A 14,671-nucleotide genomic window follows, 5' to 3' on the forward strand; every position below is an offset into this window, starting at 1 on the left:
CATTCGGTCGCGTGATTGACCGACCCGGGCCCAATCACCGGATCAGGCAAAAAAATGATCCGTGACAGGGCAGGGGGACCGATTTCAGGGAACCCTGGGGCGGCGCGGCCATCGAATCCCCTCGGTGCCGTGAAACGGCAACGTGAAACAACAACAGAGCGCGCGGCCGTTGGCTCCCGGATGGCCGTTCGGGCCGATCCTTCCCAGGCGTGTCTCAGGAGGTAACTGGTGGCGGCGGAAATCGGACATCTTTCCCTGTGGGTGGCATTGGCGGCATCCCTGGTCCTGGCGATCTTTCCCCTGATCGGCGTCCACCGTGGCGTATTGGCCTGGCAACGCTATGCACGGCCGCTGGCCTGGCTGCAATGGATGGCCATGACCGCGGCCATCGTGGCGCTGGGCTACAGCTTTTATATCAACGATTTCTCCATCACCTACGTGGCCAACCACAGCAATTCCGAATTGCCACTGGGCTACCGCCTGTCGGCGATCTGGGGCGGTCATGAAGGGTCGTTGTTGTTGTGGGGCTGGATGTTGGCGGGCTGGACCGCGCTGGTCGGGCTGCTGAGCCGCAGCGTGCCGTTGCCCATGGTGGTGCGGGTGTTGTCGGTGATGGGCATGATCGCGGTGGGCTTCCTGGCTTTCATGCTGTTCACCTCCAACCCCTTCGATCGGGCCCTGCCCTGGTTCGTTATCGACGGCGCGGACCTTAATCCGCTGCTGCAGGACCCCGGCCTGATCGTCCATCCGCCGATGCTGTACATGGGCTACGTGGGCTTCGCCGTGGCGTTCGGTTTCGCCGTCGCCGGCTTGCTGGAAGGCAATCTGGATCCGGCCTGGGCGCGCTGGGCCCGTCCCTGGACCACGGTGGCCTGGTGTTTTCTTACCGTCGGTATCGCGCTGGGCTCCTGGTGGGCCTACTACGAACTGGGCTGGGGCGGCTGGTGGTTCTGGGACCCGGTGGAAAACGCCTCGCTGATGCCCTGGCTGGCCGGGACCGCGCTGATCCATTCCCTGGCGGTGAGCGAGAAGCGCAACCTGTTCCGCGCCTGGACCGTATTGCTGGCGATCATCACCTTCTCGTTGAGTCTGCTCGGCACTTTCCTGGTGCGTTCCGGAGTACTCACCTCGGTCCACGCCTTCGCCAATGACCCCAGCCGCGGTGCTTTCATTCTCGCTTTCCTGGTGGTGGTGGCCGGCGGCGCGCTGACTCTGTTCGCTCTGCGCGCCGGCCGGCTGTCCGGGCAGGGCGGTTTCAAGGCGATGTCCCGGGAGAGCTTCCTGCTGGGCAACAACCTGGTGCTGCTGGCCGCCACCTTCGTGGTGCTGATGGGGACCTTGTTCCCCCTGCTGGGCGAGGCCATGGACATCAAGGTGTCGATCCGCAGCCCCTACTTCAACGCCTTCTTCGTGCCTCTGACCCTGCTGCTGATCCTGCTGATGGTCCCCGGCATGATGAGCAATTGGAAGCGTCAGGCCGGCAAACCACTGGTGCGCCGTCTGCTGTGGCTGGCGCCGGCGGCCCTGATCGGCGGCTGGCTGGGCGCGCGGCTGCCCGGCGCGACACCCTGGCCCGGTACCCTGGCGTTGATTCTGGCGCTGTTCCTGGTATTCGCCCATCTGGATGACGTGGTGCGCCGGGCTCTGGCCTATAACCAGGGGCTGTTCGCCGGTCTGCGTAAACTGACCCGTTCCTATATAGGCATGGTCGTGGCCCATTGCGGGCTGGCGGTACTGGTGGCCGGCGTCACCGTGGTCAGCTTCCATGAGACCGAGCGGGATGTTCGCATGCGTCCCGGCGATGTGGCGGAAGTGGGCGGTTATCGTTTCGAATTCGAGAGTCTCAGTGATCCGGTGGGGCCGAACTATCAATCCCAGAAAGGCCACTTCCTGGTCAGCCGGGACGGCCGTCCGGTGACCGAAATGAATCCGGAAAAACGCACCTATCGGGCCTCCGGCCAGGTGATGACGGAAGCGGCGATCGACGGCCGGCTGATGCGCGATCTTTATGTGGCGCTGGGTGAGCCCCTGGGCGATGACGCCTGGGCGGTACGCATCTATCACAAACCGATGGTGCGCTGGATCTGGCTGGGTGCCCTGGTCATGGCGCTGGGTGGTGCCCTGGCACTGTCCGACCGGCGTTACCGCAAACCCATGGGAGGAGTAGCTGGTGAACAGGCCTGATCGTGGTGAGCTGCGCCGTCAGCGCGGCGTCAGTCTGTGGGTGTTCCTGCCGCTGGTGGCTTTCGTGGCCCTGGCGGTGTTGCTGGCCAGCGGCCTGGGCCGCAACCCGGAAGAGCTGCCGTCGAATTTGGTGGGCAAGCCGTTGCCGGCGTTTCAGCTGCCTTCCTTATTAGGTGAACGGACCATCACACCGGCCTCCCTGCGGGACCAGAACTGGAAATTGCTGAACGTCTGGGCCACCTGGTGCCCGACCTGCTACGTGGAGCACCCCTATCTGCTACAACTGGCGGCCCGGGGGATCCCCATCATCGGACTCAACTACAAGGACGAGACCGACGCGGCGCGGGACTATCTGGCCAATCTGGGCAACCCCTACAGCGAAGTGGTGGTGGATCATGACGGTCAGTTGGGGCTCGACCTGGGCGTTTACGGCGCACCGGAAACGTTCCTGCTGAATCCCGAAGGGCGGGTGGTATTGCGACACGCCGGCGATCTGAACGAGCGGGTGTGGGAAGAAAAATTCCAGCCCATTCTCGACCAGGCCAGAACCGGGGGAGAACAGTAATGCGCCTCTTGTTGTTGCTCTTGTTGACGATGCTGGGGCAGGGCGCCCTGGCTGCCATTGACGTCTATCAATTCGACACGGAAGAGCAGGAAACCCGTTTCCGCGTGCTGACCGAGGAATTGCGCTGCCCCAAGTGTCAGAACCAGAGCATCGCCGATTCCGACGCCGGGATCGCCCAGGACATGCGTGAGCGGGTGGCGCGAATGATCCGGGAAGGGCATGACGACCAGGCCATCGTCGACTATTTCGTTGACCGCTATGGTGACTTCGTCAGTTACCGGCCACCGGTGAACGCCCAGACACTGGTGCTGTGGCTGGGACCGGCGATCTTGCTGTTGCTGGGCGGCGGCACCATCGTGATATTGATCCGGCGGGCCAGCCGCCGGGTGGAGGATGACGAGCAATGACCTTCCTGCTTGCGGTGCTCGGTGCCGTCCTGCTGATCGCTTTGCTGTCCATGTTTCTGTTATGGCGGCGGGAAACCCGCCGTGACGGCGACCGTGCTTCCTGGTCCGGCCTGGCTCTGCCGTTGCTGGTGGTGGTGCTGGGCGGGCTGGGTTATCTGAGCCTGGGCTATCATCCGGAAACCGCCCAGTGGCTGAGCGACCGCCGTGAACTGAGCGACGCCGCCCGCCGTGTGATCCAGGGCCAGCCGCCGGAAATCGACGATGACAATCTGAGTGCCGCCGCCTTTGCCCGGGTGCTGCAATCCGAAGTGGTCCGTGAGCATCAGACCATGGGTGGCTGGTACGCCCTGGGCCTGTTGTACGACCAACTGGGTGCTCCGGCCCAGGCCGAGGAGGCGGCGCGCCGGGCATTGTTTCTCGAGCCCGATGACGATGCCGCTCGTCTGCTGCTGGCGCGGTCTCTGATTCAGGCCAACGAAGGCCGTCTCAGCGACGCCGCCGAAGCGGAAATCCAGAAAGTGCTGGAGGCCTATCCGCAGCACGACGGGGCCTGGATGCTGCAAGCCATGGCCGCCAGCCGTGCCCATCGTTATGAACTGGCGTTGCGGTCCTGGCAGGCGTTGCTCGCCCGCCATGGCGAGGGCGAAGCCGGTGACCTGCTACGGCAGGGCAAGGCCAATACCGAACGGCAATTGGCCAAAGCGCGGCAACTGGATGATCTGCGTATCACCGTCAATGCCGGTGACGTGGCCGCCGGCGGCACTCTGTTCGTGTTCCTGCGCCAGGGTGAGCAGGGTGGTCAGCCGTTGGCGGCCCGCCGTGTGCTGGTGGAGCGATTCCCGGCCACCGTGGTTTTGCGCCGTGATGACTGGCTGCAGTCTTATCCGGCGGACCTGTCCGATTTGCGCGCCGGCGCTCGCTATACTCCGGCGCCGGGTTCCAGCGTCGACGAGGCGGGGCTCAGAGTGGCGCCGAAACCGCTACGCGGCTCGCCACCGCAGGCGGAGTTGACGCTGGGGCAGTAGCCACTCAGGCGCTTCTCGGACCTATGGCGGAGGCGGCCTGTACAAAGGTCGCCCTTGTACGCCGCTGACCCGCACGGTAAAGTTCCCGACCTTTGAGAGGCCGTTAAAGTACGGCCTGGACTGGCGGCTCCATTGAATCGCCAGCGCAATCAAACGCCGCAAGCGATTGATTTTCCACGTTCCTCTTGGCGAAACAGACTGCGAAGAGGGACTTGAAGAAGCCACGGTCTGGCTTTTTCGACACCTTATTAAGGGGGCCGCTTTTCGGCGCCCATTCGCGGTAAGAAGGGAGATTCCTATGCGTGTCATCCTGCTTGGCGCGCCCGGTGCAGGCAAGGGCACTCAGGCGCAGTTCATAAAGGACGCTTTTTCTATTCCCCAAATCTCCACCGGGGATATGCTGCGCGCCGCCGTCAAGGCTGGTACGCCACTCGGCCTTGAAGCAAAAAAAGTAATGGACGCCGGTGGTCTGGTTTCCGACGACATCATTGTCGGTCTGGTCAAGGAGCGCATCGCCGAGGATGACTGCGCCAACGGGTTCCTGTTCGATGGCTTCCCTCGCACTATTCCGCAGGCCCAGGCGCTGGTGGACGCGGGGATCGACATCGACTACGTGGTGGAAATCGATGTGGATGACCAGGAGATCATCGATCGCCTGAGCGGGCGGCGGGTGCATCCGGGCTCCGGCCGGGTATACCACGTCACCCATAATCCGCCCAAGGAAGCGGGCAAGGACGATGTTACCGGCGAGGAGCTGGTACAACGTGATGACGACAAGGAAGACACCGTGCGCAAGCGTCTGGAAGTGTATCAGGCGCAAACCCGCCCGCTGGTGGATTTCTACCAGGATCTGGCCAAGAGTGATGCCGGCAAGGCACCGGCCTATGTGCGTGTGCCTGGTGTCGGCTCGGTGGAAAGCATTCGGGACAGCATCTTCAAAGCGCTGGGCAAGTAACACACGCCCGCGAACCTCATTCATGAGAGGTTGGAAAAGGAGCCATACGGCTCCTTTTTTTATGCCCGTCGTCCATGGCGGTCACCCTTCGGGCCGTCGCAGAGCAACGTTTAAAATGGCTTCCGGCCACTGCTGTCCCATAGTTTCGAGAGACCCTGACACCCTGGCTTCTGCATTCCAGGCAGCGCCGTACCAACAGGTCTCGGGGATATGAATGCAGAGGTTGCTACAAGGCCGCTGTAGGAGCTTGCCCTGCAAGCGAATCGGGCTTTCGGCCAAAGGAATTCGCTTGCAGGGCAAGCTCCTACAGCGGCTTCGTAGTCTCCTCCGTGGGAGAGCAATCATCGTGTGGGCGTGCCGCAGGTCGTCCCAAAATTGTGGGACAGCCGTGGCTCTCGGCAATTTTTTATGCCCTCGGTCCGTAAAGGGCTCCCTTTTCTCATGCCCGGGCGGCGGTCGCCAGGTTAATCAATGCGGTTGTCGCATCTGCCTTTCCCGTTTCTTCCATGTCGGTGTCACGGTGATTCCGATGGGGATGTTGGTTTCTTTATATTCCCACCGCCCTCGCATGTTTCCTTTTTTTCCGCTCACCCGCCTCTTAGAGCCTGTCTCAGTGCCACCGGCGGTAACACTTCGTTGCGTTCCGTAAAGCAAAGTGGCGAGAGGGGAAGCGTGTCGCCATTCAACAATCCGGCGGGAAATGGAATGCGGACGACGCCGTATTCGATCCGCGGACAAAGCTTCTTTTCGTTATTGTCGGCTATGGCGGAGTGAAAAGAGCAAGTGTTTCCGTCGCCGCTGAAGAGCGATGGAAATCTTCTTTTGTTTTCTTTTTACGCGATCGCGCATCGATCTGATTAAATAATGTACCAAGTGATTTTTTTTTATGCTATTTTCCGATTGTCGAAGTAAGTGACGTCATAGGATTAGGAGATCGATCATGGCACAAGCAAAGAAAGCCGCAGCGCGGAAGAAAACAGCGACCCGTAAAAAGGCCGCTACCGCCAGCAAAGCACCGGCGGTTCCGAAGTCCGTAAGCAACGCGGAAGCGAAAACCAAACTGCAGGAAAAAGCGGTCGGCCAGGCAGAGAGGAAAGTTGCCCAGGCACAGGCCAAACTGGATCGCCAGAAGAAAAAAGTGGATACGGAGAATGGCAAGCTGGCCAAGCTCCGCACTGATCTGGCCACCAAGCGCGACAAGGCGAAAGGAAAAGCCACTGCCGCCGCCAAGCGCGCCGTCGACACCGCTCGTGGCAAACTCAACACTCAACGTTTGAAACTGCAGGACCTGCGCGGTGAAGCGAAACTGATTCGCGCGGAAATCCAGGCCGGCAAAAAAGTGGTGACCCGCGAGAATAAAAAGCTGCGTACTGCTCAGCGCAATTTGACCAGCAAGCTGCGTGAATACCAACGCAAGCTGGCCAAGAAAGAGAAGGCCGAGCAGAAGAAAGCGGAGCAAAAAGCGAAGCGCGCGGCTCGCAAGAGCACCGCCAAGAAGTCCGCCGCGAAAAGAACCACCGCTGGTAAGAAGACCACGACCCGGGCCAAAACCAAAAAGGCAGCGACCCGCAAGACCCCGGCGCGCAAGAAAGCCGCTCGTCGTGCTCCGGCGCGCAAGAAGGCCGCCACCGGCAGCGCAAGCTAAGTCCCTTCGATAACTCCGGCCCCGTCTCAATGACGGGGACCGGAACTCCCTTCCGAGCCTGATCTCTCTTTCGTTCCGGAGCCGGCAGCCACCGGGGCCGGGGCGAGCGGACGGCAAACCGACCTGGAATCGCGTCAACACGCCCTTGGAGACAGAAGGGCTTCCCATGCCTTTTCGCACCATGCCTGTGCAATAATTAGATCAAAGAAACGTGTTGATAATAATTCGCATTAGAGTTAACCTGCTTTCCAGAGATTGAGGAGTAGGTGTGGCATGTACGTTTGTCTCTGCAACGGCATCACTGACGGTCATATACGGGAAGCGGCCATGAATGGCTGCGACAGCCTGCGTGATCTTCGTCGGGAACTTGGGGTTGGCAGTCAGTGTGCCAAATGTGCCCGCCACGCCCGTCAGGTACTGCGTGATACCCGTAGCGCGGTAGCGGCGACCTCCGTCTCTGTTTCATCTGATCGGCCGGTTGCGGTGCAATATTGGCCGCAGCCGGCCTGATCTCTTGAGAAAGGTCGGTAAAGACTGATTCTCATTTGTATAACTACTTGTATTCATTGGAATTTTTTCCGATACCCCTTGCCCGTGCCGGGCTATTGCTGAACAATATTGGCACCCCCAAATACCGGCACGGAGACCACCCATGAAAGGCGACAAGAAGGTTATCGAGCACCTGAATCGGGCGCTGGGTAATGAGCTGATTGCGATTAACCAGTATTTCCTGCACGCCAAAATGTACAAGGATTGGGGACTTCACGCTCTGTATGAGAAGGAGTACCACGAGTCCATCGATGAGATGAAACACGCGGACTGGCTTATCGAGCGCATTTTGTTCCTGGAAGGGCTGCCGAACCTGCAGGACCTGGGCAAGTTGATGATTGGTGAAAACACCAAGGAAATGCTCGCCTGCGACCTCAAGCTGGAACACTTGGCCGTGCCGGACCTGCGTGAAGCCATGGCGTATTGTGAGTCAGTGCGGGATTACGTCAGCCGGGATCTGTTCCGCCGCATCCTGGAAAGCGAGGAAGAGCATATTGACTGGCTGGAAACGCAGTTGGGGTTGATCGACAAAGTGGGTCTGGAAAACTACCTGCAGAAACAAATGGAAACTGCGGAAGACTGATCGCGCAACTTTTAGCCGCTCTTCCCTTGACTCTCAAAAGGGCTTTGGGAATAATGCGCAGCCTCTCAGGGCGACACGCTCTGGAGACCATTAAAGCGCTGGTAGCTCAGTTGGATAGAGCATCTGGCTACGAACCAGAAGGTCGGGGGTTCGAATCCTCCCCAGCGCGCCATACAAACAAAAGCGGCTCCCTTTAGGGAGCCGTTTTTGTTTGTATCGTACTGCGGGAGTTATTCAGCAGAACCCCCCGGTTCGACCAGCCCGGCTTGCCGGGCGCAGGGCGTCATCGCTTGCGATGACGGGGCGTAGCCCCGAGCCGCCGAAGGCGGTGAGCCCATCCTCCCCGCGCCATACCTTTCCGTTCACGCCGCGCCTGCTACCGTGTAGGGAGCCGTTTTTGTTTGTATCGTACTGCGGGAGTTATTCAGCAGAACCCCCCGGTTCATAGAACGCGCTTGAATGTCGACAACTTCCCAATATCCACAACGAAGAACTTTTCTCCTGAACACCTCAAAGCCCCATTAACACGGTCTCTCCGACCGTGAGCCGAAAAAATCGTCCAATCCGCCATCTTGCCTGTTGTCGACAATGCCGCTACATTGCGCCGCACAAGAGTTGGCTTTCGCTGCCCAAAAGGCGGCTGAAATATGACGAGGCCGTCAAGGCCCGACGCTGAATCCTACAGGGGGAGCGCCTGATGACCGCATTACTGTCCCAGGGTCTGGAGTTGATGCTGCTCGGTATGGGCGTGGTGATGACCTTCCTGCTGATTCTGGTGGGTGTGATGGTGACCATGGCCGCGCTGATTAACCGATTCGCGCCGGCTGCCACGGCGCCGCCCGCCGCTACGGACAACCCGGCTTGCTCCGCCGAACAACCGTCTCCGCAAGTTCTGGCCGCGATTCAGGCCGCCATTCGACAACATCGGGCTACCCGCCCCTGAGCCGATCGGAACCTCCCATGACCGCGACCCAACCCCTGCGCATTACGGATGTCGTCCTGCGCGACGCCCATCAGTCCCTGCTGGCCACGCGCCTGCGTCTGGATGACATGCTGCCGATCGCCGAGAAGCTCGACCAGATCGGTTATTGGTCTCTGGAATCCTGGGGCGGGGCCACTTTCGATGCCTGCATTCGTTATCTCGGCGAAGATCCCTGGGAACGCATCCGGGAACTGAAAAAGGCCATGCCGAACACGCCGCAGCAAATGTTGCTGCGCGGGCAAAATTTGCTCGGCTATCGCCATTACGGTGATGACGTGGTGGACGCCTTTGTCGAGCGCGCGGTGAAAAACGGCGTGGATGTGTTCCGTATCTTTGATGCCATGAACGATATGCGCAATATCGAGCGCGCGGTGGCGGCGGTGATCAAGCAGGGCGGGCACGCCCAGGGCACCATCGCTTACACGGTCAGCCCGGTGCACACCCTGGAAGTGTGGGTGGAGCAGGGCAAACGGATCGAAGCCATGGGCGCCGATTCGGTGGCGATCAAGGACATGGCCGGGCTGTTGACCCCCAATGTCGCTTATGAACTGGTGAAGCGTCTCAAGGCGGCCTTGTCGATACCGGTACACATGCATTGTCACGCCACCACCGGACTGTCCACCGCCACCGCGTTGAAAGCGGCGGAAGCCGGCATCGACAACGTGGACACGGCGATTTCCTCCATGTCGATGACTTACGGGCACAGCCCCACCGAAACCGTGGTGGCGATGCTGCAGGGAACGGAACGGGACACCGGGCTGGATCTGAAGCGGCTGGAAGATATCGCCGCTTATTTTCGCCAGGTGCGGCTCAAGTACGCCCGCTTCGAAGGCAGCCTGCGTGGTGTCGACTCACGCATTCTGGTGGCGCAGGTGCCTGGTGGCATGCTCACCAATATGGAAAGCCAACTGCGTGAGCAGAACGCGGAGGACCGCTTCGATGAGGTGCTGGAAGAAATCCCCCGAGTGCGCAAGGACCTCGGCTACATTCCACTGGTAACGCCCACTTCGCAGATCGTTGGCACCCAGGCGGTGCTGAACGTGCTTGCCGGTGAGCGCTACAAGGCGTTGAGCAAGGAAACCCGTGGCGTGCTGCGCGGCGAATACGGCCTGGCGCCGGCGGCGTTCAACGCCGAATTGCAGGCACGGGCACTGGAAGGCGACGAGCCGGTGACCTGCCGTCCGGCGGATCTGTTGGAGTCCGAATTGCCGCGGTTGCAACGGGAACTGGAACAGAAAGCGCAACAGCAGAATGTCACGCTGGCACAGGGCGAGCAGCGTCTGGACGATGTGCTTACCTATGCACTGTTTCCCCAGGTGGGCCTTAAATTCCTGGCCAATCGTGGCAATGCGGAGGCCTTCGAGCCCGCACCGGAAGCGGCCGGCGATGGCAAAGGCGAGGGGACCTATACCGTTACCGTGGACGGGCAGCGTTATGTGGTGTCGGTGGCCGATGGTGGCGACATCGAGGGCCTGCGTCCGCTGACGCGGGACAATGACGACAGCCAATCCTCGGCGCGCTCTACTGGCGCTACCGGCGGCGATCCGCTGAGCGCGCCGCTGGCTGGTAACATCTTCGAGGTGCTGGTCAAACCCGGACAAAAAATCGAACAGGGACAGAAAGTCCTGGTGCTGGAAGCGATGAAGATGGAGACCGATGTGTCCGCCCATCGCGCCGGCACGGTGCGGGAGGTCTGCGTCAAAAGCGGTGACGCGGTGGTGGTGGGCGACGTCCTGCTGGTCATAGGAGACTGATCCATGGAAGCCCTGCTCAGTCTCTGGCACAGCACCGGCTTGTATCACCTGACCTGGGGGCAGGCGGTGATGATCGGCGTCGGTCTGGTGTTGTTGTATCTGGCCATCCGCAAGAATTTCGAGCCGCTGCTGCTGGTACCGATCGGTTTCGGCGGCATTCTCGCCAATATTCCGGTGGCCGGGTTGGCGGAGTCGGCGGTGAGCCAAGCGCTGCACTTCGGTGACAGTGCCTTGCTGGCGCAGATGGCTTCCGCTCTTGGCGTCGACCCGGCGGCGGGCATGGACGCTCTGATGCGGGCCTATCACAACGCGGCGCCGGCGCTGCAGGCGCAACTGCACAACCTGGCCACCGATGCCAATTTCAGCGACGGTCTGCTGTATCTGATCTATACCGTCGGCCTCACCACCGGCGTGTTCCCGTTGCTGATCTTCATGGGCGTCGGCGCCATGACCGACTTCGGCCCGCTGCTGGCCAATCCGCGCACTTTGTTGCTCGGCGCCGCCGCCCAGTTCGGCATATTCGCCGCGCTGCTTGGTGCCTTGGCGCTGAACGCGGTGGGCATGGACTTCTCTCTCGCCGATGCCGCCAGTATCGGCATCATCGGTGGCGCCGACGGCCCCACCAGTATCTACGTCACCGCCCGCCTGGCGCCGGATCTGCTTGGCGCCATCGCCGTGGCCGCCTATTCCTATATGGCATTGGTGCCGCTGATCCAGCCGCCGGTGATCCGCCTGCTCACTACCCGCAAGGAGCGGGAAATCCGCATGGAGCAGTTGCGTCCGGTGGGGCGCCTGGAAAAAATTCTGTTCCCGGTGTTGCTACTGATCCTGGTGGCCTTGTTGTTGCCGGACGCGGCGCCGCTGTTGGGCATGTTCTGCTTCGGCAACCTGATGCGCGAGGCCGGGGTGGTCAGCCGGCTGGTGGACACCACCAGCAACGCCCTGATCAACACGGTGACCATCCTGCTGGGGCTGGCGGTGGGCGCCAAGCTCAGCGCCGAAAGCTTTCTGGTGCTGGAGACCCTGGGCATTTTGCTGCTGGGGTTGGCGGCTTTCGTGATCGGCACCGCCTCCGGTGTGCTGATGGCCCGTTTGATGAACGCCGTCGGTAAAGTGCCGGTGAATCCGATCATCGGCGCCGCCGGGGTCTCCGCGGTACCCATGGCGGCGCGGGTGGCCAATCGGGTGGGGCTGGAATCCAATCCGCACAACCACCTGCTGATGCACGCCATGGGGCCCAATGTGGCCGGCGTCATCGGTTCGGCGGTGGCCGCCGGTGTGCTGTTGAACATGGTGGGCTGACATCGCTATCGGTATCCTGGGGCCCCCTATAACCACTCCGGGTGATGATGAACTCCACGTGGCTTGATGCCCTGATGCTCCGTTTCCACCGCCTGCGCTACCTGTGGGCGGTGGGCAGCTTTCTGCTCGGCCTGAGCAGCTATTTCCTGGTGGAACGCAAACCCTGGCTGGCCACCGTGCTGACGGTGATTCTGGTGACCACCTGGCTGGCGCTGCTCACCGAGGGCCTGTGGTCGCGGTTTTTGCGCGGCCCGGCCATGCAGAAGCTGTCCCAGGGGGCGTTGAAACTGATGCTCCAGGGGGTGCACCAGGAAGCCTTCTTCTTCACACTGCCGTTCATCCTGCTGCAATGGTCCGGCGGCGCCGCCTATGTGCTGTTCACGGGCCTGGTGATGGTCAGCGCCCTGGTCAGTATTGTCGATCCGCTGTATTTCCGTCTGGCGGCGCAGCGGGCCCTGTACTTTGGTTACCACGCCTGGGCGCTGTTCGTGGCGTTGCTGGTGTTGTTACCGCTGACCGTCAAGGTGCCCACCAACCTGGCCCTGGATGGCGCCGCCATTCTCACCGCCCTGGTCGCGCTGCCCAGCTTCTGGCGCGTGGGTGGGCCCAGGCGGCTGTATCGCTGGGTGGTACTGGTGCTGCTTTCCCTGGCCATTGCCAGTGTGCCGCTGTGGGGCGCCCGGCTGGTGCCGCCGCTGACCCTGTCATTGGAACACCGGGCCATGGCGCTGACGCTCAATCGAGAGCGGCGTGAGCCGCTGGTGACCGGTACCCGCTTCGAGGTCGCCGAGCTGAGTGGCGGGCTGTACGCGTATACCGCGATCCGCGCTCCGTTGGGGCTGGGTCAGCCGGTCAGCCATTACTGGTACCACGATGGCCAACTGGTGGACCGGATCGGCCTGGCGCTCACCGGTGGCCGGCAGGAGGGCTACCGCACCTGGTCCCATAAACGGCATTTCCCGGAACATGCCGAAGGCCGCTGGCGGGTGGAAGTGCGAACCGGCCGTGGGCAGGTGATCGGTGTATTGCGTTTCGATGTGACGCGCTGATGCCCTGAATCGGTACGCCGAATCGGCGCCGAATTGGTGCGCCTTCCCTGTTTTGGTCACGCCCGTGTCCTCCGTTTTTCTCTCCTTGCGACGCTAACTTTCTGAGCTGAAAGAACTTTTTCTATTGGCACAGGGTTTGCTCTCTTCTTCCCACGAATGACAAACCGGTGAGGGTGCCGCCAATGGCGGTGGCGCGATCACGAGCAAAGGCGCTCAAGAACGTTCGGCGATATCCGCTGATCGTTCTTGGGCGCTTTTTTTTTGTTCCGAAACACAGAAGGGGTATGACGCATGATGGGAATTCAACGGTGGTGCCGCCGGCTGGCGATGCTGGCGGGGTTGGTGGCGATACCGGCCCTGGCCGAGACCGTGGGCTGGCCGGAGAAGGCGGAACTGAAATTCGGCTTCATCAAGCTGACCGACATGGCGCCGCTGGCGGTGGCCTACGAAAAGGGCTACTTCGAGGAGGAAGGGCTGTTCGTGACGCTGGAAGCCCAGGCCAACTGGAAAGTGCTGCTGGACCGGGTCATCGACGGGCAACTGGACGGCGCCCACATGCTGGCCGGGCAGCCGCTGGGCGCCACCATAGGCTATGGCACCCAGGCGCACATCATCACCGCCTTCAGTATGGATCTGAACGGTAACGGCATCACTGTTTCCAATGACGTCTGGCAAGCGATGAAAGCGTCCCTTCCCGAGCAGGACGGCAAGCCGCTGCATCCGATCAAGGCGGACGCCCTGAAGCCGGTGGTGGAAGCCTACCGCAAGGAAGGCAAAACGTTCCGCATGGGCATGGTGTTTCCGGTTTCCACCCACAACTACGAGCTGCGTTACTGGCTCGCCGCGGGCGGCTTGAATCCGGGTTTCTATGCGCCGCACAAAGGCGATACCAGCGGCCAGTTGCAGGCGGACGTGTTGCTGTCGGTAACGCCGCCGCCGCAAATGCCGGCGACCCTGGAGGCGGGCACCATTCACGGTTATTGCGTCGGTGAGCCGTGGAACCAGCAGGCGGTGTTCAAGGGCATCGGCGTGCCGGTGATCACCGACTACGAAATCTGGAAAAACAATCCGGAGAAGGTGTTCGGTGTCAGCAAGGCGTGGGCGGACAAATACCCCAACACCCATATCCGCGTGGTCAAGGCGCTGATTCGCGCCGCCAAGTGGCTGGACGAGAACGACAACGCCAATCGCGCCGAGGCGGTGAAAATCCTGGCCCGCCCCAACTATGTCGGCGCCGACGAGGAAGTGATCGCCAATTCCATGACCGGCACCTTCGAGTATGAAAAGGGCGATATCAGACCGGTGCCGGACTTCAATGTGTTCTTCCGCCACAACGCCACCTACCCGTACTACTCCGATGCCATCTGGTATCTGACGCAAATGCGCCGTTGGGGGCAGATCAGCGAAAGCAAACCGGACAGTTGGTATCTGCAAACGGCGCAAAAAGTGTATCGGCCCGATGTCTATGCCGCTGCCGCCAAGGCCTTGATTGATGAAGGCAAGATGAGCGCCGCCGATTTCCCCGACTTCGAAAACGAAGACGGCTTCAAGCCGCCGCAAAGCGAGTTCATCGACGGCATCACCTATGACGGCCGTCACCCGAACACCTATCTGAATCAATTTCCCATTGGTTTGAAGGACGGCGACCGCCTCTGAGCGGCGAGGAGGATC

General features: G+C 61.2%; 13 protein-coding genes and 1 tRNA gene. All 14 read left to right on the forward strand.

What is annotated here, in order from left to right; all coding sequences use genetic code 11:
- Positions 1-228: 228 nt before the first annotated feature.
- Complete coding sequence (locus tag B5T_RS07605) at positions 229-2,184, forward strand: heme lyase CcmF/NrfE family subunit (protein WP_014993907.1); 1,956 nt, start codon at positions 229-231, stop codon at positions 2,182-2,184.
- Complete coding sequence (locus B5T_RS07610) at positions 2,171-2,749, forward strand: DsbE family thiol:disulfide interchange protein (protein WP_014993908.1); 579 nt, start codon at positions 2,171-2,173, stop codon at positions 2,747-2,749. Before B5T_RS07605 ends, B5T_RS07610 begins: the two co-directional genes overlap by 14 nt.
- Positions 2,749-3,156, forward strand: a complete 408-nt coding sequence (locus B5T_RS07615; protein ID WP_014993909.1) for a cytochrome c-type biogenesis protein — start codon at positions 2,749-2,751, stop codon at positions 3,154-3,156. The genes B5T_RS07610 and B5T_RS07615 overlap by 1 nt, the downstream gene beginning before the upstream one ends.
- Complete coding sequence (locus B5T_RS07620) at positions 3,153-4,181, forward strand: tetratricopeptide repeat protein (RefSeq protein ID WP_014993910.1); 1,029 nt, start codon at positions 3,153-3,155, stop codon at positions 4,179-4,181. Before B5T_RS07615 ends, B5T_RS07620 begins: the two co-directional genes overlap by 4 nt.
- A gap of 298 nt (positions 4,182-4,479) precedes the next feature.
- Positions 4,480-5,136 (forward strand): adenylate kinase, encoded by a 657-nt coding sequence (adk, locus tag B5T_RS07625; RefSeq protein WP_014993911.1) that lies wholly within the window; start codon positions 4,480-4,482, stop codon positions 5,134-5,136.
- Positions 5,137-6,076: 940 nt separating this feature from the next.
- On the forward strand, positions 6,077-6,781 hold the full coding sequence (locus B5T_RS07630) for a hypothetical protein (protein ID WP_014993912.1): 705 nt from the start codon (positions 6,077-6,079) through the stop codon (positions 6,779-6,781).
- 273 nt (positions 6,782-7,054) lie between these two features.
- The gene (locus tag B5T_RS22500) at positions 7,055-7,291 is read left to right on the forward strand and encodes a bacterioferritin-associated ferredoxin (RefSeq protein ID WP_081586841.1); all 237 of its coding nucleotides are present in this window, start codon (positions 7,055-7,057) and stop codon (positions 7,289-7,291) included.
- 142 nt (positions 7,292-7,433) lie between these two features.
- Positions 7,434-7,913, forward strand: coding sequence for a bacterioferritin (bfr, locus tag B5T_RS07635; RefSeq protein WP_014993913.1), 480 nt, complete (start codon positions 7,434-7,436; stop codon positions 7,911-7,913).
- Between the two features lie 95 nt (positions 7,914-8,008).
- Positions 8,009-8,085 (forward strand) — tRNA-Arg (locus tag B5T_RS07640).
- A 525-nt stretch (positions 8,086-8,610) separates the two neighbouring features.
- Positions 8,611-8,856, forward strand: coding sequence for an OadG family protein (locus B5T_RS07645; protein ID WP_014993914.1), 246 nt, complete (start codon positions 8,611-8,613; stop codon positions 8,854-8,856).
- A 17-nt stretch (positions 8,857-8,873) separates the two neighbouring features.
- Complete coding sequence (gene oadA, locus B5T_RS07650) at positions 8,874-10,649, forward strand: sodium-extruding oxaloacetate decarboxylase subunit alpha (RefSeq protein ID WP_014993915.1); 1,776 nt, start codon at positions 8,874-8,876, stop codon at positions 10,647-10,649.
- A 3-nt stretch (positions 10,650-10,652) separates the two neighbouring features.
- Complete coding sequence (locus tag B5T_RS07655) at positions 10,653-11,951, forward strand: sodium ion-translocating decarboxylase subunit beta (protein ID WP_014993916.1); 1,299 nt, start codon at positions 10,653-10,655, stop codon at positions 11,949-11,951.
- A gap of 44 nt (positions 11,952-11,995) precedes the next feature.
- Complete coding sequence (locus B5T_RS07660; protein ID WP_148279226.1) at positions 11,996-13,000, forward strand: DUF5924 family protein; 1,005 nt, start codon at positions 11,996-11,998, stop codon at positions 12,998-13,000.
- Positions 13,001-13,327: 327 nt separating this feature from the next.
- A complete protein-coding gene (locus tag B5T_RS07665; RefSeq protein WP_229682940.1) occupies positions 13,328-14,656 on the forward strand; it encodes a CmpA/NrtA family ABC transporter substrate-binding protein in 1,329 nt (442 codons plus the stop codon).
- Positions 14,657-14,671: the final 15 nt, after the last annotated feature.

It is taken from the genome of Alloalcanivorax dieselolei B5 (assembly GCF_000300005.1).
GTDB classification, from domain to species: Bacteria; Pseudomonadota; Gammaproteobacteria; order Pseudomonadales; family Alcanivoracaceae; genus Alloalcanivorax; species Alloalcanivorax dieselolei.

Bases quoted from the DNA above. Each gene is read 5' to 3' on its own strand.
- B5T_RS07615 (WP_014993909.1), top strand. From the start codon at position 2,749: ATGCGCCTCTTGTTGTTGCTCTTGTTGACGATGCTGGGGCAGGGCGCC.
- B5T_RS07620 (WP_014993910.1), top strand. From the start codon at position 3,153: ATGACCTTCCTGCTTGCGGTGCTCGGTGCCGTCCTGCTGATCGCTTTG.
- adk (WP_014993911.1), top strand. From the start codon at position 4,480: ATGCGTGTCATCCTGCTTGGCGCGCCCGGTGCAGGCAAGGGCACTCAG.
- B5T_RS07630 (WP_014993912.1), top strand. From the start codon at position 6,077: ATGGCACAAGCAAAGAAAGCCGCAGCGCGGAAGAAAACAGCGACCCGT.
- B5T_RS22500 (WP_081586841.1), top strand. From the start codon at position 7,055: ATGTACGTTTGTCTCTGCAACGGCATCACTGACGGTCATATACGGGAA.
- bfr (WP_014993913.1), top strand. From the start codon at position 7,434: ATGAAAGGCGACAAGAAGGTTATCGAGCACCTGAATCGGGCGCTGGGT.
- B5T_RS07645 (WP_014993914.1), top strand. From the start codon at position 8,611: ATGACCGCATTACTGTCCCAGGGTCTGGAGTTGATGCTGCTCGGTATG.
- oadA (WP_014993915.1), top strand. From the start codon at position 8,874: ATGACCGCGACCCAACCCCTGCGCATTACGGATGTCGTCCTGCGCGAC.
- B5T_RS07655 (WP_014993916.1), top strand. From the start codon at position 10,653: ATGGAAGCCCTGCTCAGTCTCTGGCACAGCACCGGCTTGTATCACCTG.
- B5T_RS07660 (WP_148279226.1), top strand. From the start codon at position 11,996: ATGATGAACTCCACGTGGCTTGATGCCCTGATGCTCCGTTTCCACCGC.
- B5T_RS07665 (WP_229682940.1), top strand. From the start codon at position 13,328: ATGCTGGCGGGGTTGGTGGCGATACCGGCCCTGGCCGAGACCGTGGGC.